26 protein-coding genes are annotated in these 21,312 nt (G+C 40.7%); 17 read left to right on the top strand and 9 right to left on the bottom strand.

The window, feature by feature from the left end:
• Both BSG1_RS15095 and BSG1_RS15090 read left to right on the top strand, forming a co-directional pair.
• The coding region (locus BSG1_RS15095) for a coproporphyrinogen III oxidase (protein WP_006837987.1) at positions 1-1,354 on the top strand (1,354 nt) is incomplete at its 5' end.
• Between the two features lie 336 nt (positions 1,355-1,690).
• Positions 1,691-2,485: an enoyl-CoA hydratase gene (locus BSG1_RS15090; protein ID WP_006837986.1), complete on the top strand. Its 795-nt coding sequence runs from the start codon at positions 1,691-1,693 to the stop codon at positions 2,483-2,485.
• Between the two features lie 123 nt (positions 2,486-2,608).
• On the opposite strand, the gene BSG1_RS15085 is transcribed toward BSG1_RS15090, so the two are convergent.
• The 3 genes from BSG1_RS15085 to BSG1_RS15075 form a co-directional block, all read right to left on the bottom strand.
• Positions 2,609-3,016, bottom strand: coding sequence for a hypothetical protein (locus BSG1_RS15085; RefSeq protein WP_156791498.1), 408 nt, complete (start codon positions 3,014-3,016; stop codon positions 2,609-2,611).
• Between the two features lie 222 nt (positions 3,017-3,238).
• Positions 3,239-3,571 (bottom strand): hypothetical protein, encoded by a 333-nt coding sequence (locus tag BSG1_RS15080; protein ID WP_006837984.1) that lies wholly within the window; start codon positions 3,569-3,571, stop codon positions 3,239-3,241.
• Between the two features lie 167 nt (positions 3,572-3,738).
• Positions 3,739-3,924, bottom strand: coding sequence for a YhzD family protein (locus BSG1_RS15075; RefSeq protein WP_044022979.1), 186 nt, complete (start codon positions 3,922-3,924; stop codon positions 3,739-3,741).
• Between the two features lie 210 nt (positions 3,925-4,134).
• On the opposite strand from BSG1_RS15075, the gene BSG1_RS15070 reads away from it, so the two are divergent.
• From BSG1_RS15070 to BSG1_RS15025, 10 genes are all read left to right on the top strand, one after another.
• Entirely contained in the window at positions 4,135-5,034 is a 900-nt protein-coding gene (locus BSG1_RS15070; RefSeq protein WP_006837981.1) for an ABC transporter ATP-binding protein, read from the top strand.
• Positions 5,027-6,277 carry an ABC transporter permease gene (locus BSG1_RS15065; RefSeq protein ID WP_006837980.1) on the top strand — a complete coding sequence of 417 codons (1,251 nt, stop codon included), beginning with the start codon at positions 5,027-5,029 and terminating at the stop codon, positions 6,275-6,277. Before BSG1_RS15070 ends, BSG1_RS15065 begins: the two co-directional genes overlap by 8 nt.
• A gap of 339 nt (positions 6,278-6,616) precedes the next feature.
• Positions 6,617-7,168 (top strand): hypothetical protein, encoded by a 552-nt coding sequence (locus BSG1_RS15060; protein WP_006837979.1) that lies wholly within the window; start codon positions 6,617-6,619, stop codon positions 7,166-7,168.
• Entirely contained in the window at positions 7,152-7,670 is a 519-nt protein-coding gene (locus BSG1_RS15055) for a GNAT family N-acetyltransferase (RefSeq protein ID WP_006837978.1), read from the top strand. The genes BSG1_RS15060 and BSG1_RS15055 overlap by 17 nt, the downstream gene beginning before the upstream one ends.
• Positions 7,671-7,674: 4 nt before the next feature.
• Positions 7,675-7,860, top strand: a complete 186-nt coding sequence (locus tag BSG1_RS15050) for a hypothetical protein (protein WP_044022978.1) — start codon at positions 7,675-7,677, stop codon at positions 7,858-7,860.
• 37 nt (positions 7,861-7,897) lie between these two features.
• Complete coding sequence (locus BSG1_RS15045; RefSeq protein ID WP_044022980.1) at positions 7,898-9,265, top strand: NAD(FAD)-utilizing dehydrogenase; 1,368 nt, start codon at positions 7,898-7,900, stop codon at positions 9,263-9,265.
• A 195-nt stretch (positions 9,266-9,460) separates the two neighbouring features.
• A complete protein-coding gene (locus BSG1_RS15040) occupies positions 9,461-10,690 on the top strand; it encodes a metallophosphoesterase family protein (protein ID WP_006837974.1) in 1,230 nt (409 codons plus the stop codon).
• Positions 10,691-10,812: 122 nt separating this feature from the next.
• On the top strand, positions 10,813-13,797 hold the full coding sequence (locus BSG1_RS15035) for an ATP-binding protein (RefSeq protein WP_044022977.1): 2,985 nt from the start codon (positions 10,813-10,815) through the stop codon (positions 13,795-13,797).
• A gap of 145 nt (positions 13,798-13,942) precedes the next feature.
• Positions 13,943-14,884: a 3'-5' exoribonuclease YhaM gene (yhaM, locus tag BSG1_RS15030; RefSeq protein WP_006837972.1), complete on the top strand. Its 942-nt coding sequence runs from the start codon at positions 13,943-13,945 to the stop codon at positions 14,882-14,884.
• Between the two features lie 241 nt (positions 14,885-15,125).
• Positions 15,126-15,305, top strand: a complete 180-nt coding sequence (locus BSG1_RS15025; protein ID WP_044022976.1) for a sporulation YhaL family protein — start codon at positions 15,126-15,128, stop codon at positions 15,303-15,305.
• 53 nt (positions 15,306-15,358) lie between these two features.
• Here BSG1_RS15025 and BSG1_RS15020 read toward each other — a convergent pair whose 3' ends face one another.
• Positions 15,359-16,333: a peptidylprolyl isomerase gene (locus BSG1_RS15020; protein ID WP_006837970.1), complete on the bottom strand. Its 975-nt coding sequence runs from the start codon at positions 16,331-16,333 to the stop codon at positions 15,359-15,361.
• 164 nt (positions 16,334-16,497) lie between these two features.
• On the opposite strand from BSG1_RS15020, the gene BSG1_RS20480 reads away from it, so the two are divergent.
• The 3 genes from BSG1_RS20480 to BSG1_RS15005 all read left to right on the top strand — a co-directional run bounded on the left by BSG1_RS20480 (position 16,498) and on the right by BSG1_RS15005 (position 16,943).
• Complete coding sequence (locus BSG1_RS20480; protein WP_442852163.1) at positions 16,498-16,611, top strand: YjcZ family sporulation protein; 114 nt, start codon at positions 16,498-16,500, stop codon at positions 16,609-16,611.
• Positions 16,612-16,700: 89 nt separating this feature from the next.
• Positions 16,701-16,790, top strand: coding sequence for a YjcZ family sporulation protein (locus tag BSG1_RS15010; RefSeq protein ID WP_044022974.1), 90 nt, complete (start codon positions 16,701-16,703; stop codon positions 16,788-16,790).
• A gap of 63 nt (positions 16,791-16,853) precedes the next feature.
• Complete coding sequence (locus BSG1_RS15005; protein ID WP_044022973.1) at positions 16,854-16,943, top strand: YjcZ family sporulation protein; 90 nt, start codon at positions 16,854-16,856, stop codon at positions 16,941-16,943.
• A gap of 786 nt (positions 16,944-17,729) precedes the next feature.
• Here BSG1_RS15005 and BSG1_RS21400 read toward each other — a convergent pair.
• Positions 17,730-17,909, bottom strand: a complete 180-nt coding sequence (locus tag BSG1_RS21400) for a hypothetical protein (RefSeq protein WP_006837968.1) — start codon at positions 17,907-17,909, stop codon at positions 17,730-17,732.
• A 131-nt stretch (positions 17,910-18,040) separates the two neighbouring features.
• Positions 18,041-18,589, bottom strand: a complete 549-nt coding sequence (locus BSG1_RS14990) for a DUF3267 domain-containing protein (RefSeq protein WP_006837967.1) — start codon at positions 18,587-18,589, stop codon at positions 18,041-18,043.
• A gap of 287 nt (positions 18,590-18,876) precedes the next feature.
• On the opposite strand from BSG1_RS14990, the gene BSG1_RS14985 reads away from it, so the two are divergent.
• Positions 18,877-19,206, top strand: a complete 330-nt coding sequence (locus tag BSG1_RS14985; protein WP_006837966.1) for a DUF1878 family protein — start codon at positions 18,877-18,879, stop codon at positions 19,204-19,206.
• On the opposite strand, the gene BSG1_RS14980 is transcribed toward BSG1_RS14985, so the two are convergent.
• Both BSG1_RS14980 and BSG1_RS14975 read right to left on the bottom strand, forming a co-directional pair.
• Entirely contained in the window at positions 19,207-19,773 is a 567-nt protein-coding gene (locus tag BSG1_RS14980) for an HTH-type transcriptional regulator Hpr (protein ID WP_006837965.1), read from the bottom strand. It abuts the gene before it with no gap.
• 227 nt (positions 19,774-20,000) lie between these two features.
• On the bottom strand, positions 20,001-20,357 hold the full coding sequence (locus tag BSG1_RS14975; RefSeq protein WP_006837964.1) for a YtxH domain-containing protein: 357 nt from the start codon (positions 20,355-20,357) through the stop codon (positions 20,001-20,003).
• A 277-nt stretch (positions 20,358-20,634) separates the two neighbouring features.
• On the opposite strand from BSG1_RS14975, the gene BSG1_RS14970 reads away from it, so the two are divergent.
• Positions 20,635-20,829 (top strand): hypothetical protein, encoded by a 195-nt coding sequence (locus tag BSG1_RS14970; protein WP_052302399.1) that lies wholly within the window; start codon positions 20,635-20,637, stop codon positions 20,827-20,829.
• 38 nt (positions 20,830-20,867) lie between these two features.
• Here BSG1_RS14970 and BSG1_RS14965 read toward each other — a convergent pair.
• Positions 20,868-21,312 (bottom strand): tryptophan transporter (locus tag BSG1_RS14965; protein WP_006837962.1); only part of this gene is annotated, 445 nt, incomplete at its 5' end.

Below are 21,312 nucleotides of genomic sequence, written 5' to 3'. Positions count from 1 at the left end.
AAAGGGGCAGGGTCTTGTTAAAGCACAAGCATCCCTTAAATCCCAAGAACATAATCATACAGCCCAGTTTGAAAAAGAAGTGCCAAAGGAGCAGACGGAGAAAGAAGAATTCCGCAGTTACAAGAATGCTCTTTCTCATGTCTACCTGAATGTTCTTCAGGATTACACGGGGATTGTTCAGCCATGGGGGATTCTTACAGGAATTCGCCCAACCAAGCTGTATCACAAAAGTGTAAGAGAAGGAACTCCAAGAGAGGAAATTCGCAGAAAGCTGAAAGAGGATTATCTTATCACAGATGAAAAGATTGATCTGATGGAACGGATTGTTGACCGACAGTTATCGGTGGTGCCAGACCTGTATTCCCTCCAAAAAGAGATCAGCATTTACATCGGCATCCCTTTTTGTCCGACGAAGTGTGCGTATTGTACATTCCCGGCTTATGCCATATTAGGAAAGCAGGGCAGAGTGGATTCCTTCCTTACCGGTTTGCATTATGAAATCCAGGAAACCGGACGCTGGCTGAAAGAGAATGGGGTCAAAATTACTACGATTTATTATGGCGGCGGGACACCTACATCTATAACTGCAGAACAAATGGATCTGTTGTATGAAGAAATGTACCGCTCTTTCCCTGACGTTGATCAAGTCAGGGAAGTAACCGTGGAAGCGGGCCGGCCGGATACCATCACACCGGATAAATTAGAGGTCCTTAATAAATGGAACATCGACCGCATTTCCATCAATCCGCAGTCTTATACGAACGAAACCTTGAAAGCCATCGGCAGACATCATTCAGTTGAAGAGACGATTGAAAAGTTCCATCTTGCAAGGGAAATGGGCATGAAGAATATCAACATGGATCTCATCATCGGGCTTCCTGGTGAAGGAGTGGATGAGTTCTCTCACTCCTTGAATGAAACGGAGAAATTGATGCCGGAATCATTGACTGTCCATACATTGTCCTTTAAAAGAGCTTCAGAAATGACGAGGAATAAAGAAAAGTATAAAGTGGCAGGCCGGGAAGAGATTGAAAGAATGATGGCATTGGGAGATCAATGGACGAAAGAACATAATTACGCTCCTTATTATCTCTATCGCCAGAAAAACATTCTTGGTAATCTTGAAAATGTTGGATATGCGCTGCCTCAACAAGACAGCATTTACAATATCATGATCATGGAAGAGATGCAGACGATCATCGGAATCGGATGCGGTGCGGCTAGTAAATTCATCGATCCTGAAACAGGTAAAATCACGCATTTTGCCAATCCGAAAGAACCTAAAGCTTATAATGAAGGTTTTAAAAACTACACAGAGAAAAAGCTGCAAATCCTTGACGAGCTTTTAAATTAAATGATAACGGTCCTCCTTTTGAGGGCCGTTTTTCTATGTCCTGAGTAAATCAGCACTAAAAGGAATCCATATAAAATAAAAGGGGATTACCATTTTAATAACTAATAAGAACAGTGCAGCTGAACATTTATTTTTCGCGAGCTAAATAGACAGCGCTTTTCGGTAGTAGGGGAGATGCCAACTTTTCTGGATACACAAGTGGATGGGTATATTGAAAAATTATACCCTCGTCCGGCATTCTTCTGGACTTTTAATATTGTTTTACGTCAATTTGTTATATAATAATTAATAGAATATTTTAAAAATTATAAATGTAAGTCTATAAGGAGTGTTTCCATGAATGTTAATGCACTTTACGAAACCATTAAACTTGAGAAAAACGGGCAGGTTGCCACTGTCACTTTGAACCGGCCGAAGTCATTAAACGCAATGAACACCAAAATGATGAGAGAACTTTTGAATTGCTTGAAAGAAGTTGAAAAAGAAGAAGATATTCTAATTTTAATTTTGAGAGGGGAAGGTAAAGGATTTTCTTCGGGTGGGGATATAAAGGAAATGCTTAATCTTGGCGGCGAGCAGGAATTTGCCGAGATAATGGAAGTCATCAGTGATCTGGCGATGACGCTCTATACGATGAAAAAGTTGACCATTGCCGGTATTCATGGGGCTGCAGCTGGATTGGGGTTAAGTCTTGCTTTGGCTACTGATTATATCATCTGTGAAGAAGACAGTAAGCTGGCAATGAATTTCATCGGAATCGGGTTGATACCAGACGGAGGCGGTCACTTCTTCCTTCAGGAACGACTTGGCACCTGCAGGGCGAAAAAGCTGATGTGGACCGGAAAGGTATTTGAAGGCCAGGAAGCACTCATGAAGAAACTGGTCGACGAAGCAATCCCCTCAGGTAAACTGGACAGAGCCATTGAAAGATACATTACCGAATGCCTGCAAAAACCATTAATGTCCATCATAGAATCCAAATCCATTTATGCCGAACTGAATAAAGACCGCCTGGAAAAGGCCTTGCAGCTTGAGAAAGCCGGCCAGTGGAAAATGCGGCAAACACAGGATCATCAAGAAGGAATAAGAGCGTTTGTTGAAAAACGTGCCCCGAAATTTAAAGGCCTATAAAGAAGGAGCAAATCGAACAGTACTCTTTGCATTCACAACTTGAATATTCGCACCCAAAAGGTCAGGAGCTAACACTTCTGACCTTTTTGGGTATTTTTCCGATAACTCTCGTAGGATCAATACTTATTCGGATACATGTTTATATTCAACAATTTCTAATTTAAAACCATGATTACATACTTGTTTATTAATCTTTCCACTGTCACATGAGGGGGCTACTCTTACCCTGACTAAATCTTCCTTAACATTGCCGTTATCAGAAGGAATCGTAATTCTTACGGCCACATCATAAGAATGATTGTCATTGTAAGTAATACCAACAATTTTTTGCAAGTGCCAGTCAAAAAGAGGACCGCCACCATACTCTTTGATTACTCGTTTATCTACAATTGGAAAAATGAGGTCTAATACTATATCTTCTGTTGTGACATACATATCTTTTGCCTGCGGGCCATTTTCCGCGTTAGCAGCCTGCAATGGAGTATGTGTAAATATAACAAATCCTATTATGATTAAGCATAATTTAACCATGAAATTCCACCTCATATTTTCACATTTTCTCCTTATTGTCCCAAAAGACGGAACTAATATGTTAAATTCCGCAAAGGCCTCATTAATCAGCCCTTATTCCTGGAAATACCTTTTAAAGTTGATGGAAAATAGTTTCCCGCGGTGTAAGATTACTAATCGTTACAGTATCTTCTTCCATAGCATTAAATATTACAAATTCAGTTCCCCAGTGACCAGAATGAACTACCGGCAATTTTTATATAAGTTCAGTGTGAACCATTTTAACTCTCCCTGCTTATTGCAGTAATTATTCAATATAAACTTGATAATGATAGATGTCACTTTCCCCTTAAATATAGTGAGATTTTCTTCATTAATTTTCTTGAATCCCTGCTTCAGCGAAACTATCTCTTCAACGGTATCAATCTCTTCATTCCAACAGTGGATTTCTATTGTATCTGACTTTTTTAGAAAAGCACTTATTAAGGAGAACCAGTATTTATAATCTCCAGATACAGGCTTTGGGAATGTTGAATCACCTTCTGTATAGGTAGGTATTAAAAAATATAGATTCACCGAGGATGCCCCCCATTTAAGTTAATATCTGCTGAATTAAATACGCTGCAAATTTTAGCTGAAAAGTATCAGAAGGAATCATAATAAAAAAGAGCCGAAATCCGTGTGATTTGGCCCTCTTTTTAATCTTTCCAGTTTTGTGATTCAATGTTTCCTTTAAAATAGTGTCACGCATGAAATAAAATCAATTTTCCAAGCGGAGAAGCACATCTATGGGTGTGATCGGCATATCCTTTTTCTTCTAGAATCGCTTTGCCGATTTTTTTTGCCTCATCATCTGAAGGCGCTTCGAATGAATCCTCGTAGATACTTTCCCCTGTTTGTTCAAAAACCGTTAATTTGTAAACTTTCATCTTTTCTATCCCCTTTTGAAAAATTCTGATAGTTACTATTATTTTTGCATAACTTTGAAGAATAATAAAGTTTTTCTCTTTTTTTATCATTTAAGGGAACTTTACTGCAGTACAATCGTATAAGGATATAAGAAAAATACTTAAAGAGAAAATAAATGGTGAGAATTTTCACCGTTTTATTTTTTGGGGGAGTTAAAGGGAGGAAAAGAGATGGTGCTGTCACTAAACAATGTTACAAAGCGGTTCGGAAACTATACCGCGGTGGATAACTTATCAATCAGTATTCCGGAAAAAGAGATGTTTGGTTTCCTGGGCGGAAATGGTGCAGGAAAGACAACAACTTTCAGGATGATACTTGGCCTGCTTGATCCTAGCGGAGGAACGATAACGTGGAATGGGAAAAAAATTGATTATTCAACAAGTCCAGAAATCGGTTATCTCCCTGAAGAGCGTGGGTTGTATCCTAAAATGAAAGTGAATGACCAGATCATTTATCTTGCCCGCTTAAGAGGAATGGATAAAAAGGAAGCCGAAAAAGAATTGGATTACTGGCTTAAGAGGTTCAATGTACCTCAAAACAAAACCAAGAAGGTGGAGGAATTATCAAAAGGGAATCAGCAAAAGATTCAGTTGATTGCTTCGATCATCCATAAACCGAAACTGCTTATCCTTGATGAGCCTTTCAGCGGGCTGGATCCTGTCAATGTGGAATTGCTGAAGGATGCCGTTGCCGAAATTAAAGAAAATGGTACAACGATCGTATTTTCGAGCCATAGAATGGAACATGTTGAAGAACTTTGTGAAAACCTCTGCATCATGCATAAAGGAACGCCGGTTGTGCATGGCGGCTTAAAAGAGATCAAGCGTTCATTTGGAAAGAAGAATGTGACGATTCATGCTGATTTTGATTTAAGCTTTCTTGAAGCAGTCAAGGGTGTTACGAAGTCGAAGAATACAACTGAAGGGATCCAGCTTCAGGTCGAGTCGGAAGAAATAGCTAAAGATGTATTCAATGAAGTGGTAAAGAAAGGCTTTGTGCGCAAGTTTGAATTGGAAGAACCGTCCTTAAATGATATCTTCATTGAGAAAGTAGGGACTTCATATGAATAATTTTTTCTTAATGTTATCTCAATCGTATTTGAATAAATTAAAGGCAAAATCCTTTATTATTACAACTCTTATCGTTGTAGCAGGTATCTTTTTGCTGGTCAATCTCCAGGACATCATTGAAGGCTTCAGTGGGGACGAACAGGACGTGGTCGCCGTTGTAGACGAGACTGAAGCACTCTATGAACCATTTGCGGCGCAAGTAGGAGCCATGAATGAAGACCTGGAATTGGAACAATCCAGTGAAAATGAAGAAAGTTTGAAGGCGAGTATAGAAGAGGGGACTTATGATGGTTATCTGATTCTTTCGTTGGATGAGGATGGCCTTCCGCAGGGGTTATACAAGTCTGAGTCAATATCGGAATCTGCGATTGCAGGTGATTTGCAAAATGCACTTCAAGGTATCAAGTCTGCCATGGCTGCTCAAAACCTTGAGTTGTCCCAGCAAGAACTGGCTTCATTGAATTCACCGGTATCCTTTGAAAGGGAAGCTCTTGAGGAAGGCGCCAAGTCGGAGGAAGAGTTAAATCAAGCACGCGGAATTGTCTATATTCTCTTATTCTTCATCTATATCACAGTCATTGTCTATGCAAATATGATTGCGATGGAAGTCGCAACGGAGAAATCCTCCAGGGTGATGGAAATCTTGATTTCAAGCGTATCCCCGGTAAAGCAGATGTTTGCGAAGATACTAGGCATTGGTCTCGTTGGGCTGACACAGCTGACACTGCTGCTGGCAGTTGGTTATTTCGCCCTGACGAGTAAAGCAGACTCCGAGATTGGAGGAATGATGGAATTCTTCGGTTTCAGTGATGTGAGTGTCAGCATCATTATCTATGCTATTATTTTCTTCCTGCTCGGATACTTCCTTTATGCTACACTTGCTGCGCTGCTTGGTTCATTGGTCAGCCGTATCGAAGATGTTCAGCAGATGATCATGCCGATGACTTTCCTTGTCATGATCGGGTTCTTCATTGCCATGTTCGGATTGAGCACTCCTGAAGCCGGCTTTATTACGGCTGCTTCTTATATTCCATTCTTTACACCTATGGTTATGTTCCTTCGTGTCGGAATGCTCAATATCCCCGCCTGGGAACCGATCTTGGGGATTGCTGTCCTTTTCCTTACCATCCTGTTCCTCGGCTGGTTCGGTGCAAAGGTCTATCGAGGAGGGGTATTGATGTACGGCAAGTCCAATTCATTTAAAGATATTAAGAAAGCAATTGAACTGACAAAGAAAAATTAATTCTTTTAAAGCAGTTTTCTCTATTGGAGGAAGCTGCTTTTTGCTGGACAGGAAGGTCTTTTTATAAGGCTCTTTTCTTAAACTTTGTTACTATTTAATATGAATCACAAAAAAATGTAGCCATAATCCAAGGAAATATTACGGTAAGCAAGAGAGAAAAGAGCAACTCTCCCTGTTCAGAGAAAACTTGTAACCAGGGGAGGAATCCGGCTCTAGGGATTTTTCCGAAAGTCACAACTATACGAAAGCAGCCTTTTAGAAAGAAAAGCGAACTTTTAGTAGATGCCTTTCTGCTCTTGATTGGTAAAATACAGACATAGTGAAATGAGGCGTTAAGGAATGGAACGGATTATGGTAGTCGGGATATCAGCCGGCGTGGGAAAATCGACCTTTGCCAGGAGACTCGGGGAGATTTTGGAGATAGAGGTTACCCATCTCGATGCTTTGTTTTGGAAACCGGGATGGGTGGAAGCGACTCTTGAGGAGTTTGCTGCACCACAGAGGGAAATTGTAAAAAAACCTCAATGGATCATTGAAGGAAATTACAGTAATACATTTGAACTTCGGTTACAGCATGCGGATACGATCATTTATTTGGAGCTGCCCCTGTATGTCTGCCTGTACAGGGTATTGAAGAGGTGGCTCACCAATTTAGGAAAAACCCGCGCGGACATGGGGAAAGGCTGTAAAGAACAAATGGAATGGGGTTTTTTGAAGTTTATTATCACAACGTATCATGCACGCAAGAGTAAAATGGAAGATAGGATGTTGCGCTTTCAGTCTCTTGGGCCAGAGAAGAAAGTGTACAAATTGAAAAATAAACGGGAAATAGCCGCTTTCTTAGAAAATATGGAGAGAAGGAGAGACAACGTAAATGGAGCTTTATCTTAAACAGCTCACACAGGAAGATGCTGAAAACCTATATGCTTTTGAGTGTGAAAACAGGGCATTTTTTGAAAAAATGGTACCGGGACGCGGAGATGAATATTATCAATATGAAAATTTCCTGGAAAGACACAGAGCTTTGCTGGATGAACAAGAAAAGAGACTCTCTATCTTCTTTCTTATCAAGGACAAGACAGGAAATATCTTAGGACGCCTTAACCTTGTCGATATCAATCAGGATATTGGAACAGGCCACATTGGGTATCGGGTAGGAAAAGCCTTTACAGGGCAGGGGATTGCTAATCGATCGCTAACCCTCCTGCTAAGAGATAACGATGAATATAATGTGAGGGAGATACATGCCAAAACAACGGTCAATAATATCCCTTCGCAAAAAGTGCTGCTGCGAAACGGCTTCCTTCTGACAAACACTGAGGAAGATCAGGCTTCAGGAGAAACATTTTTACACTATCTGTGGAGTCATGCAGTTAAAAGAAAAGGTGGTTGATCTAGTGGAGATTATCATAGTGGGAATAAGTTTTCTGTTTATATTATTAGGTTTTTACTTTGTGATTAAAAAAGCTGTAGAAGAGGGTATCAATTCCTCAAGGGAAATAAGGCAGCTGAAAAGAGAACTCAGGCTGTTAAACAAAAAGTTAAATAAAGAAGGCACCAACAAGATAAATATGAAGATATAATGAGTTAAGGAAAGGAAGTGAGAAGGTGAAAGACTGCTTGTATGATATCACGATTGTCGGAGCTGGTGTTAGCGGTGTTTTCACAGCCTATCAGTTACTCAAGGAAAATAAGGATTTGAACATACATATCATTGATGTTGGCAAAAAATTAGAGGACCGTATCTGCGGTTTGGATACCGGCGGCCCATGCACCTGTAAAGGGACGTGCAGCAAATATATCGGTTTTGCAGGACTCGGAAAGTCAGAAGGGAAATTCAACTATACAAATGACTTTGGCGGTGAACTTGGCAGGAAAATTGGTGCAAGTCAGGCGATGGGGCTGATGAAGGAGGTAGATGATGTTCTATGTTCGTTCGGCGGGGATGCTGTCGAGACATATAATACAGAGAACAAGGAGTTATCAGCCAAAGCAAAGCGTCATTCATTCAGAGTCCTTTCAACCGAAGTGCGTCACCTTGGAACGAAACTGGCGAACGAAGTTTTTCAGAGGATGTATGAATTTCTGAGAAGGAAGAAAGTCACCTTCAGTTTTGAGACCTTAATAGATTCTGTCACAAAGACCAGAGAGGGCTTTCTTTTAATGTCAGAGGATAAAATATTCCGAACGAAAGAGCTCGTAATGGCTACTGGTATGAGCGGCAGTGAGTGGCTGAAACAGCAGACTGAATCTCTTGGGCTTTCCCCTTCAGAGACAAGGCTGGACCTTGGACTGCGGGTAGAGATGAAAGGAAATCAGCTGCAGGCAATCCTTAAGGATACCTTTGAAACCAAGCTTACCTATTTAGGAGAGTCCTACACGGCTACAACTTACTGCATGAACCCTGAGGGACGCATCATACGGAAGCATCAGCATGGCCTCGTAATGCCTGACGGGCAGAATGTCAGAGAAAAGGATACCCCGAGTGCCAATCTTAATTTCACCTTATTTGTCCCTCAGTACTTTCGTTCGTATGGTGAGGCACAAGAGCATGCCAGGTCTGTTATCGGAAAGATCAATAGAGGAGCGGACCGCATCGTGGTCCAAAGGCTTGAAGACTTTAAGCTCCATAGAAAAACAAAAGATCTCGAGAAGAACACGATACTGCCATCGTTGGAAGCAGATTGCGGAAATATTACAGAAGAGGTCCCGGAACTGTATACTCATGCATTGCTAGAAATGCTATCCGCACTTGAAGGGCTTCTCGGTGAGAAAATCCATGAGGACACCCTGCTATATGGTATTGATGCAAAATTTTACGAACCGAAGATTTCTACCAATCCTTATTTCGAAACGGAAATTTCAAACCTGTTCCTGATCGGGGACTGCTCGGGGGAAACCCATTCCTTATCGCAGGCTGCAGCAAGCGGTATATGGTTAGGGAAGCACCTTGCAGGGAAATATTCTGGAGTGGTGAATTTGGGGTAACGGGCGTGCAAAGTTGATCTTTCTCAACGATGACTTTCGAAAAAATACAATGTTTGAAAAATGATTTTGGAGCCTGGTTAGCCGGGCTTCTTTTTATTTGTATTTTGAGCCGCATCCTTATTTTTTCCGAAAAAATAGTCTATAATAAAAGAATAAGAGAACGTGTATTCGTATTTATGGGAGGAGGGATATTTGATGAGTGAGGTTAGATTTATACACACGGCTGACCTGCATTTGGACAGTCCATTTAAAGGCTTGAAGCATTTGCCGGAAGAACTGTTTCAGCGAGTAAAGAACAGTACCTTTCAGTCTCTGGAAAGAATAGTGGACAAGGCCATCGCATTGAAAGTTGATTTCGTCCTCATGGCAGGTGACTTGTACGATGAGGAAGACAGAAGCATTCGTGCACAGGCCAGGCTGAAAAAACAGTTTGAACGACTGGATCATACCGGAATTGACGTTTATGTCATACACGGCAATCATGATTATCTTGGAAACTACTGGTCTCACCTCCAGATGCCTGACAATGTCAAAGTCTTTGGCAGTGATGTGGAGGCAGTCATTCACCAAACTGATGACGGAAAACAAGTTCATTTATATGGTTTTAGTTATGGGACCCGTCACGTGCACGAGAGGAAAATTGCTGAATATCCTGTTGCTGCCAAAGATGGGGGCATTCATATCGGTCTCCTTCATGGAAGCGAGGCAGGGGGGACATCCGCTCATGAACCATATGCACCATTCACACTCAATGAACTGAAAGAAAAAAACTATCATTATTGGGCATTAGGGCATATTCATGTCCGCCGGGAGCTATCCTCTCTTCCGCCTGTTGTATACCCGGGGAATATCCAAGGAAGACACCGGAAAGAGACGGGGCCAAAGGGTTGTTATGCTGTAACCATTTCCAATGAAGAAACAAAGATGCAATTCATAGAAACGCAGGAAATCCTTTGGGAGAAGACATCCATTTCCTTGAAGGGTGCTGACAGCCTCAGCCAAGTATTTGACTTGTGCAGAGAGGAAATTGAATTATTCCGAAACACAGGAGTCACCTTTTTAGAAGTGGAGTTTACAGATATAGAGGGAACCGATTCTGACATTCTTAACAAAATTAAGAATGAAGAAATACTTGAAGCGTTCCAGGATGGAGAGGAGCACCAGGAGAATACAGTATGGGTACATTCCATGCGGATCAACGAAAGCAGCCGATTGGCTTTTGTAGAAGGACAGGAAACCTTCCTCAATGATATGATCCATACCATTGAAGATTGGGATCAACACCAGTGGGAGGAAGTATCGTCTGATTTATTTCTTCATCCTCAGGCCTACCGGTATATCGATAAGCTTGATAGTGAAGAACAGGAAAAAATGAAAGAATCCGTCTTGTCTATGCTGAACTCTTCCTTTTCCAGCGGGGGCTAATGTAAATAAACAGGTTTAATGAAAAGGAATATGGCTGCTCTGGCGCATCGGGGTGCAGGCGTTAAGAAAACCAATCCATCTCGTTGAAAATGTCAACGGGTTAGAAAATGGAGGTGGAACGATTGAAAATAACAGATATACATATTTACGGCTTTGGTAAACTGGAAAATTTCAAGGTGAAAGATCTTCAGCAATTCTCCGTCTTTTATGGAGAAAACGAAGCAGGAAAATCGACCATCATGGCCTTCATTCATGGTGTCCTGTTCGGTTTTCCCACAAAACTTCACGCTGAACAAAGGTACGAGCCAAAGACACATGCCAAATATGGGGGCAGACTGACGCTTATCAATGGTAATGGCGACTCTATTACAGTTGAACGTGTGAAGGGGAAAGCGGCAGGTGATGTGACCGTATTTTATAAGGATGGCTCAATCGGTGATGAAGAAGAGCTGAAAAAAGAATTACAGGGAATAGACAAATCGACTTTTCAAGGAATCTATTCGTTTAATATTCATGGCCTGCAGGAAATCTCAAGGCTGAAAGAGGAAGAAATCAACCGGTACCTTTTCAGCTCAGGAATGACGGGGACGGATGCGATCTTCAAGTTGGAAGAACAGTGGCAGAAGGAGCTTGACAGGTTATTTAAAAAGTCAGGGAAAAAACCTGAAATCAATCAAAAATTAACAGAACTCAGAGAAACGGAATTACAGTTAAAAAAAGCAAAAGAGAAGAATGAGACCTTTACCTTATTGCTTCAAAAGAAAAATAAAAGTGAAGAATCATTGTCAGCGCTGCATAGAGAAATGGAAAGAAAAGAAGAAGAGCTGAAACAGGTGGAAACCCTGAAAAAGTCCTGGCATGACCTTCATGAATATCAGGATATTAGAGATAGATTAAAGGAATTGGAGGATATCACTTCTTTCCCAATAGACGGCCTCCAGCGTTTGGACAATTGGCAGACCGAGAGAGCCCGGCAGCAATCAGTCCTGGAAGTGACGAATTCACGATTAGGGGAACTTGAAAAGGCAATGGAAGAATCGATGCCGGATAAACCGATTGCTGAGCGCGCTTCCCTGTTGTCCAGCCTTCTTGAAAAACGGGAGCTGTTCACCAAGTGGCAGGATCAGGCAGCAGAGTATGAGCGGACAATCAGCCAATTGAATGCGAAAATCGGACATCTCAGGCAGGAATTGAAAGTTGAAGAACTAGATTCCTTAAGTGGTGTTCAATTGGACATGGTCACGAAAGATCGTGTGAAAAGTACAGAGGAATCACTTTATAAGCTGCAGGTAAAAAAGGAATCATTGCAGGAGAGCATTCAGGCTGAAGAGAATCAAGTTCACTATTTTGAGCAGCGCTGTACAGAACTGGAAGACAGAATGCTGGAAGAACCCAAATTTCAAGAACTGCAAAAAAGGGTAAGGGAAAGCAAAGAGGCAGATACACTAAAAATTCAATATGAACTCGTTCAAGAACAGCTAAGGGAAAATAAGGAGAGGACAAGCAAAAAAAGTAAAAAAGCCCTTCCCTTGTTGACCGGGGTGTTATCCTCCGTGATTACAGCCCTGCTGGTATGGTTTGCGACAGATTCTTTGCTGCTGGCCGCCGTAGCTTCGGTCGCGATTCTGGCTGTGTCATTATTTCTTATTTCCTCGCAAGAGAATAAAGGTGGAAAGAGTTATTGGAGTGACTTGAAGAATAAAGCCGAGGTCCTTCAAGAGAAAATACAGGCCCAAGAGAACCAGGATAATGACAATTACATGGAATTATATAAAGAGCAATCAGATTTAAGAGAATCCTGGAAACAGTGGGTTCTAAAATTAGAAAATCATCAGCACAGGCTTTTGAAGCTAGGAGAGGAATACCGAAACTGGGCAGCTGAGGAAGAGGCCGCTCAAGAAGAATTCCACAGGCTGGCAAAGGAATTGAGACTCCCGCTGGAAATGCATTGGAAACTGCTTGGAGAAGCTTTCGAAAAGCTGAAAGAATTGATGAAACTCATTGACGAGAAGCAAAATAATGTTGAGGTCTATCATAACTGCCTCAAGAAAATTTCAAATTTCAAAATGGAACTGGAAGATGCAGTTGAAGGTCTCGCCCTTCCTCTCACGAGTGTGGAAGAGACTTTAGTTAGAATAAAAGATGCTCTTCTTATAAATGAGCGGAAGAGTCTGTCCTATGAACACCATAAGAAACAGTACGAAAATGCACTAAAAGAGCGAGAAATCATTCAAGTCCAACTGAACACCATAAAGTGCGAAATAAGAGAACTCTTGACTGCTGGCGAAGCAGAAACAGCGGAAGACTTCCGACGAAAAGCTGCATTGGTGAATGAAAAAAATTCATTGCAGCAACAAGAACGGATCCTGTTAAACCGTTTGGGAATGAATTTAATTAGAGTTTTTAATGAAATCAAAGAAAAAGACATGGATATGAGTGGTTTGAAGATCAATCTTGATGAAGTACTCACTGATATCAAACAAAAAATATATAAAGAGAATGAAAATCTTGCAGAAGCAGTCTATGAAATTTCTGTACTCGAAGAAGGAGAGTCATATACAAGGCTTCTGTATAAATACCAGGAACAAAAAGCCTCCTTAAACGAATTATCCAGAGAATGGCTGAAGTATTCGCTGGCACGCTCAGCCCTCAAGAAAACAATAGAAGATTATAAAAAAGAAAAGCTGCCAAAGGTCATTCAGACAGCCGGGCATTATTTAGGGCTGCTGACGAATGGGGAGTACAGTAAAATACGCTCACAGCAAGAGAAGACGTTTGTGGTCACAAGAAACGATGGCATGGTATTCTCTCCAGATGAGCTCAGCCAGGGTACAAAAGAGCAGGTTTACATCGCCTTGAGGTTTGCATTGGTGGGGATGCTGAAAGATGTCTACTCAATGCCGGTCATCATTGACGATGGTTTTGTCAATTTTGATGAGAAGAGAACAGAAGCAGTCATGAAATTACTGGGGAAGATAAAAGATGATATACAGGTTCTGTTTTTTACTTGCCATCCCCATATATTAAAACATGTGAAGAGCGGGGAAATCGTTCATCTCAGTAACTCCACAAATGAGGCGTTGACTATGGCGGGAGAAAACCGCTGAGTTGAGCACAAAGGTATCAGCACTGCCTTTTTTCCCGATATGAGTTCCAGCCATCAAGCACACTATTAGAAGTCCTTTCCTGTAAGTATGAGGATAGGATTATGGTATACTAGCAGAAAGAATAGATATGAAAGGAGTTAATAGAATGTCAGGGATTGCACAATATGATGTCGGCTCATCAGTGGATTTATTCATGCTGATCAAGCAGTCAACAAAAGGAACGACTAATACAGGAAAACCATTTTTAACCTTGATACTGCAGGACAAAAGCGGAGATATCGAAGCAAAGCTTTGGGATGCAAGCGAGCAGGACGAGAAAAACTTTCAACCGGAAACAATTGTGAAGGTCTCCGGAGATGTTCAAAGCTACAGGGGGAAGAATCAGCTTAGAATCAAGCAAATCAAACCAAGTTCTCCTGGAGATGGTCTGCAATTAAGTGATTTCCTTCAAACTGCACCTTTGAGCATTGATGAAATGACCAGCAAAATCACTCAATACATTTTTGAAATGAAAAACCCGAATATCCAGAGGGTCACACGCCACCTTTTAAAAAAATACCAAAAACCATTTTTGGAGTACCCGGCTGCAACCAAAAATCATCATGAGTTTGTATCTGGATTAGCCTACCATGTGGTTTCGATGCTTGATTTATCTAAATCCATTGCCTCGCTGTATCCATCCCTTGATACAGACCTGCTGTATGCCGGTGTCATTCTACATGACCTTGGAAAAGTGTTTGAACTGTCAGGGCCCACCTCAACCACCTATACCATTGAAGGAAACCTGCTTGGACATATTTCCATCATGGTCAATGAAATCGGAAAAGCTGCTGAGGAACTCGGGATAAAAGGGGAGGAAATCATGATCCTTCAACATCTCGTACTCTCCCATCATGGGAAAGCTGAGTGGGGAAGCCCGAAACCGCCTATGATCAAAGAAGCAGAAATCCTCCACTACATCGATAATATCGATGCAAAAATGAACATGCTGGATAAAGTCCTGCAAAAAACCAAGCCTGGTGAATATACGGAAAGAGTGTTCGCTCTCGATAACCGTAGTTTCTATAAACCAACTTTTCATAATTGAAAACAAACCTGACTTTCACTCGAAAGTCAGGTTTGTTTGTAGACAAGTTATTATATGCAAGTTCATTTTGAGTTGGAGGGCGGACAGGACAGCGTTGGGCGTGCAGGGTCTCCCGCCGGTCAGAAACACGGATAGCGTCTGTCTGTTTACAGTATGAAATGACTTTCATTTGAAGTCATTTTTTTTTATGGACTGGCATATATTTTGAATAGTAGGACAAACAGTGGAGGGGAATCAAGTTATGACTTTGCCAATTTGGGTGTATTTCATTGTAGCAGGTATTTTCGTCAGTGCTTACATGGCCATGAAATCAGCGAAGGAAGATAGAGAAGTAGAAAATGAGTGGATTGAACAGGAAGGGGAAGTCTATATAAAACGTATGGAAGAAGAGAAGGAGAAGCGGCGCCAGCCATCTGCGTAATTTGATAATACAAAGAAAGGGAAGCACTGTTTGACAGTGCTTCCCTTTGTTATTTATTCTTCAGTTGTTTCAGCAGATTCATCTGTTTCATCTTCAGAAGGAGCTGGCGTCTCGCCTTCTTCTGGCACCGCAGGAGTTTCCGGCGGATTCAAGATTTGCTCAAAACTATTTTCAAGATCTTCGTCTTTAATTTCCAATCCTGCATCCTCAACAATTTCTTTCATAGCCTGCTGGATTTTTTCTGGTGTCACTTTGGACAATTTTAAAGATTTTTCAAGTTCGTCTTTCATTTCATCGAAAGAGTTTTTCTCTTTCTTATCTGTTACTTCGATGATATGGAAACCATACTGCGTCTTAACCGGCTCACTTACTTTTCCAGTTTTAAGTTTTTCAAGGGCTTCTGAGAATTCAGGTACGAAATTCTGTCTGCCTTCATAATCCACCCAACCTAAGCTTCCGCCGTTTTCAGCAGAACCAGGGTCATTAGAGTATTCCTTGGCCAAATCTTCAAATTTTGCACCGTCTGCCAGCTTTTGCTTAACTTCTTTAGCTGTCTCTTCATCATCGACAAGGATATGGCGAACCTCGATTTCAGGCTTCCAGTTATCGTAGTATTCTTGCAGCTCATCTTCAGAAACCTCGATATCGGCAGTTGCTGCTTTTTCTTGAAGCAATTGAAGCTCAAGGTACTCGCGGAAAGATTCTTCATTCAGGTTGTATTGAGACAAGAACATATCAAACTGAGGTCCAAGCTGATCTTTGGCTTCGTTAAGCTTTTCATCAACTTCTTCTTCAGTCACTTCATATTTATCGCCAAGAACTTTTTTAAGTACTAACTCCTGCAGGGCTTGTTCCATTTGAGGAGTGAATTTTTCTTTCATTGATGTATAAAGTTCTTCCTTCGTAACATCTCCTGCTTTTGTCTCAGCCACGACTTCGCTGTTTCCGCCATTGTCTTCTGCATTGTTGCATGCGGACAGGGTAATCACACCAGCGGCTAAAGACATTGTCAAAATCCATTTCTTCATAGGTCTAACATCTCCTAATTGTTTATATTGTCAATAAGGTTTGTCTAAAAACTACAAGTCATACTATATCATAAACCCAATAGGAAAATAAACATTTTAATGGAGTGTTTTCTAAAAATTGGGCGAATATAACACCCACATCAGTTCTTTATACATAAGATATCATGACTAGAAAAAAGGAGGTAATCAAAATGGGCTACGGATATCAATCTGGATTTGCGCTGATCGTGGTGCTGTTCATTTTACTAATTATCGTAGGTGCAGCCTACATTTGCTAAGTTTTTCTCAGTAACTATGTAATACGCCTAAACAAAAAAAGCAGTATTTGAATAGGATAAAGTAGCGCTTCTAAAGGAGGTGGAAAGTTATGGGTGGCTCATACGGATATGGCGGAGGATTCGCGTTGATCGTAGTATTGTTCATCTTGTTAATCATTGTAGGTGCAGCTTGGCTATAATTGAACCTCGGGCAGCATAAGGCAATCTTGCCTTATGCTCCATTATGAAAGGAGGAAGCGTAAATGTCTGGTGGATACGGTTATGGTGGAGGATTTGCGTTAATCGTAGTATTGTTCATTTTGTTGATTATCATCGGTGCAGCTTGGGTTTAAAAACCCTTGCACTATAAAAGCATAAATACAAAAGGACAGACTGCTCAATCGGGCGGTCTGTTTTTCGTTTTATTGGAAGTTTGGGCAGAACGGTGGAAAAAGTAATGCAAAAGGAGTGGATATGGACCAGGAGATGGAAAAGAGGGAGAAAAACCGGAAAGTGAGCAAAAAAATGATGCAAAACAAGCGGCCAGTAAGTGAGAAAGAGGTTTGTGCACGGCATATTCAAATATACGCACAGGTTATGCAGGAATGCGCACGGCATATACAAATATACGCACGGGTTATACAGGAATACGCACAGGAAATAGGGGTATGCGCACAAAACTGCATAGAGGATAAGATACCTGGACAAAAAATGGAGCAAGCCTGATGACAGGTTTCCTCCATCTTTGTCCAGCTCCACCGTCTAGCTCCTCGTGTCGCTGCACAAAAAAATGAAGGAAGCCCAAGAGCCGGCTTCCTTCATTTTTTGCGACAGCGCTTGTCGGGCCTGAGCGAGCGCCTTCCGCTTTTCTTTGTCCAGTTCCTCCGTCTAGCTCCTCCGTCTAGCTCCTCGTGTCGCTAGACAAAAAAACAGCAGAGGTCAAAGTGCAGACCTCCACTGTTTTTTCGTCCTAGCGCATGTCGGAGCTAAAAGAGCCGGCTCCACTTTTCAAATTGTCCAGCTCCAGGCGCTAGCCCCTCGAGTCGCTGCACAAAAAAGGAAGGAAGCCCAAGAGCCGGCTTCCTTCCTTTTTTGCGACAGCGATTGTCGGGCCTGAGCGAGCGCCTTCCGCTTTTCTTCTAAGCATACAATATTTCTATGTATGAAGATATTAAGAGTATGGTAATGAGTATGTTGATGGTTCTGAAGACTTTTGGCTGTTTTTCTTCAGGTATTTCTTTTTGCAGACAAAGTGAGTTTGTCATTTGGTTTATAAAATAAAGGATAAATACTGAAAAAATGATAAAAATGGAGATCATTTTATCCCCTCCTATATCTCCTATATGCTCTACGATACCAAAATATCCTTAAAATTGGTAGAATGAAGTTCTGAAAAAGATGAAGAGGCATCTACAGATAACTTCCCCAGCAGGTAATTGCCGCTGAATATCTATATACTGCCTCTTTGAAGATTCAAAATTTCATATCCTTCTTCGTTTTCTTCAATCATCGCATCTCTTGGAGAGTAGAGCAAACATTTAGCATACAGAAAGTCGATTGTACAGATTCCTGTATGGTATGCCGTCAGGATTGTGAAGTAATGTGAGTAGTGAGGCATCAGAATGCATCCGGCAAGCAGCGCCGTGTTTATTGAGAAAAACGGAAACACGAGAGCAAGGATAAACCGGTTTTTGGATATGGGCTCACCCACACGAAAAGAAACGATTGGAAAAAAGAAAAGATAACGTTTAACTTTATATTTCATTTTAGTAATATAGGACAATATCGGCACAATATGCAGCAGTTTGTGCAAAGGATAAATCATCATCATTCCTGCCAAGAACAGATAAAAATGAGTATCATAGAGATCCTCGGATAGTATGAGATTGATAGGTACATAGATGATTGTAAACACCATCATCATAACGATCCCCGACAATAACATGACACGGCTGTGGCCGAATTGTTTTTCTAAATTAATTGTTTTCCAGCAATGCATAAAAAAATCGCCTCCATCAGACGACAAGTATGTTTTGATCTTTCGCTTTCATACTTTACGACGTCTGAGGGAAAAAATCAATAGCAAAATTAACATTAATTTGTAAAATAATTATTCAAATTATTTTTTCATTATCAAGCTGCGAAATGGAGGCATTTAAAACTGGTTTGATAGCAAGATTGCGCGGCATTTGGTATGATTTAACTGACGTAGGAAAGAGATTATTTGACAATAAGAATTCGTTCGTCAATTCTTAACTAAGGAATAGACAAAAGAAGGTGTAATGGATGAATGAGTTAATGAAAAGAATTGAAAAACTGGAGTATCAACAGAGGTTGTTACTGGAAATGATACCAGCAACGGGGCATGATTTTAACAGGTTGGTCATCAGTAAAGGCTTATCCGAAAACGATGTAAAAGAATTCTTTGACTTGTGTGAAAAACTGAACAAGCATTCACAAGAACAAAAAGCGGAAGGGTTTGTGTTCTTTGCTCCGCTTTTTAAGGAATTTACTGATAAACTGGACGCGCGCTTGACACCTGAAGAAGTGATAGAAGCATGTATCGCTCAAAGGTTATTTCCGTTTTTGATGGAACAGCTAAAACGAAACCTGTAATTAGTTTTCGTCTTCCGATACTTTTTGAAGCTTTCCATCCTCTTCAGTAAATTCCACTTCAATATTATGGAAGGATTTTTCGAAAATCTCCATGAAATCATTTCCATAAATATTCTTCACAACGGCCATCATTTCAATCATATCCGGGAAACGTCCATATAGTTCCCTTAGGGGTGTGACACCCTTGAAGATTGAATGTTTTTCAGGCTTATAATTGCTCATCAGCTCGAGTAAAACGCTTTCACCTTTTTCCGTGAGTTGGATATAAGTATTGCGTTTGTCGTTTTCTCTTTTTGAAAAACGCAGCAATTCTCTTTCCTCTAATTTTTTTGAAAAATTAAAAGCTGTAGAAACATGCATGACCCCGAACTTGGCTACATCTGATATAGAAGCTCCTTTTAGATGATAGGAGATCCACAAAATATGATGTTCATTTATGTTAAGATCATAGGGTTTAATCCATTGCTGCCAATCTTTTTCAATCGCTTTCCATAAAGCTTTGCTCAATTGGGCCATTCTCTGGCTGAACAGCATTGCTTCCTTCATAGAAAAATCTCTTTCTTCCATCCGATTCACCCGCTTTGCAAAAGTTGATTAAATAACCGTGTCTAGTTTCAACTAATCTTTGAGTTTAAAACTCTCTCTTTTATTATGCCAATAAAATAAAAATTAATAAAGGTTTAAATTTACTAAATTTTTAGAAAGGTAATATTTTTGTGATGAACAGTAGGTTTTTCAGTTATGTAAGCGATTTAAAAAGGTTCGGCAGCCAAAACTTGCCGAACCCCTGAAAATTATTGCTTGCTGACTGTTCGTTCCATATTATCAGCAAGTTGTTCAATTGCACTAATATCATCTTTAATGTGCTGGATATTAGGTTCCGTACTACCTTGCCAGGTTTCAATTGAATGCTGCATGTCATCTTTAAGATGGTTGATGGTTTGCTTCCCTTCCGTTGAAAGACGTGAAACGGCGTTTTTGACTTCCACAGCGTTTGTTTTGATTTCAGTAAAAACGGCTTTCCATTCGTCCTTATTTTTATTAATCTGCCCTTTTAATTCTTTGCCGGACTGGGGAGCGGAAAGAAGTGTTGCCAACGCACCGATTGCACTTCCCGCTAATATCCCAAACGTAATTGATTTAATCTTCATTCATATCTCCCCCATATCATTCCTAAGTTTTACTTCGACATTTATCATGTATATCCTTTTTACCCTTTTCAGCAATTCACTAATCAACTTTTCTCATAACGCTCTTATATAGGCATAAACATTAATATAGGATTGTTTGAGTTAAAGTTTGTTATAGAAGAAAAGCAACGGGGTTTTTACTTAAAGTTTGGGGGCGGTAAGAGGCAAGGTAAACTCTTTTGCTGCAGGCACAAACATTTACTGTGATAACAGGTTTGAAAAGGAAGGGGTGGAGGGTGTGGATGGAATTATTTTTGGATTTTTTGCACTGAGTGCGATGTTGTTTTTTGGAATGATCCACTATTTTATGGCTACCCAAAAATCAGGGATGTATCCGCCAAAAAATATATTGAGGAGAAGAGCGGGTGTATTGGGTTCCGGGGGCGTTATTGCATTGCTTCTGGGCATCTTATTGTGGCTTGCGGTTAAGTAAAAAAGGAACCTGTAATCAGGTTCCTTTTTTATGATGATTTATGATGCTATCGTTTGAGCGAAGCTAGTTCGCTTGAGTATAGATTTAACTAACGGATAAACCACAAACATTGCTCCGGCGTTGACTATAGCTGCAGGCAATACAACAGCAGCAAACAATCCAAGGAATGCTCCTGGAAGACCTACGATCAAGTAAGCGGAAGTCAGGAAGAAAATTCCTGAAACAAGAGTTCCAATTGCTGTCAGTGTGACTGTTCCTGTAATAGATGCAGAATATTTCTTAATTCCCAGGACCATCAGATAAAAGACAAAAGCCGTAAGGGGCTTGTCAATCAGGTTCGGAACAAATCCGCCTGGAAACTGAGTTGTCAGTCCGGAAATAATTCCCGTTGTAATTCCAAGCAGTAAAACATTCTTTCTATTCGGAAATAACAAAATGCCCAGAAACATCATTGTCAGCATCATGTCAGGCTTCATTCCAAGG

This window comes from Bacillus sp. SG-1, assembly GCF_000181495.1.
Classification (GTDB): Bacteria; Bacillota; Bacilli; order Bacillales; family Bacillaceae_B; genus Rossellomorea.
The sequence above is the reverse complement of the archived record's forward strand: the minus strand, read 5'-3'. Positions and strand labels throughout refer to the sequence as shown.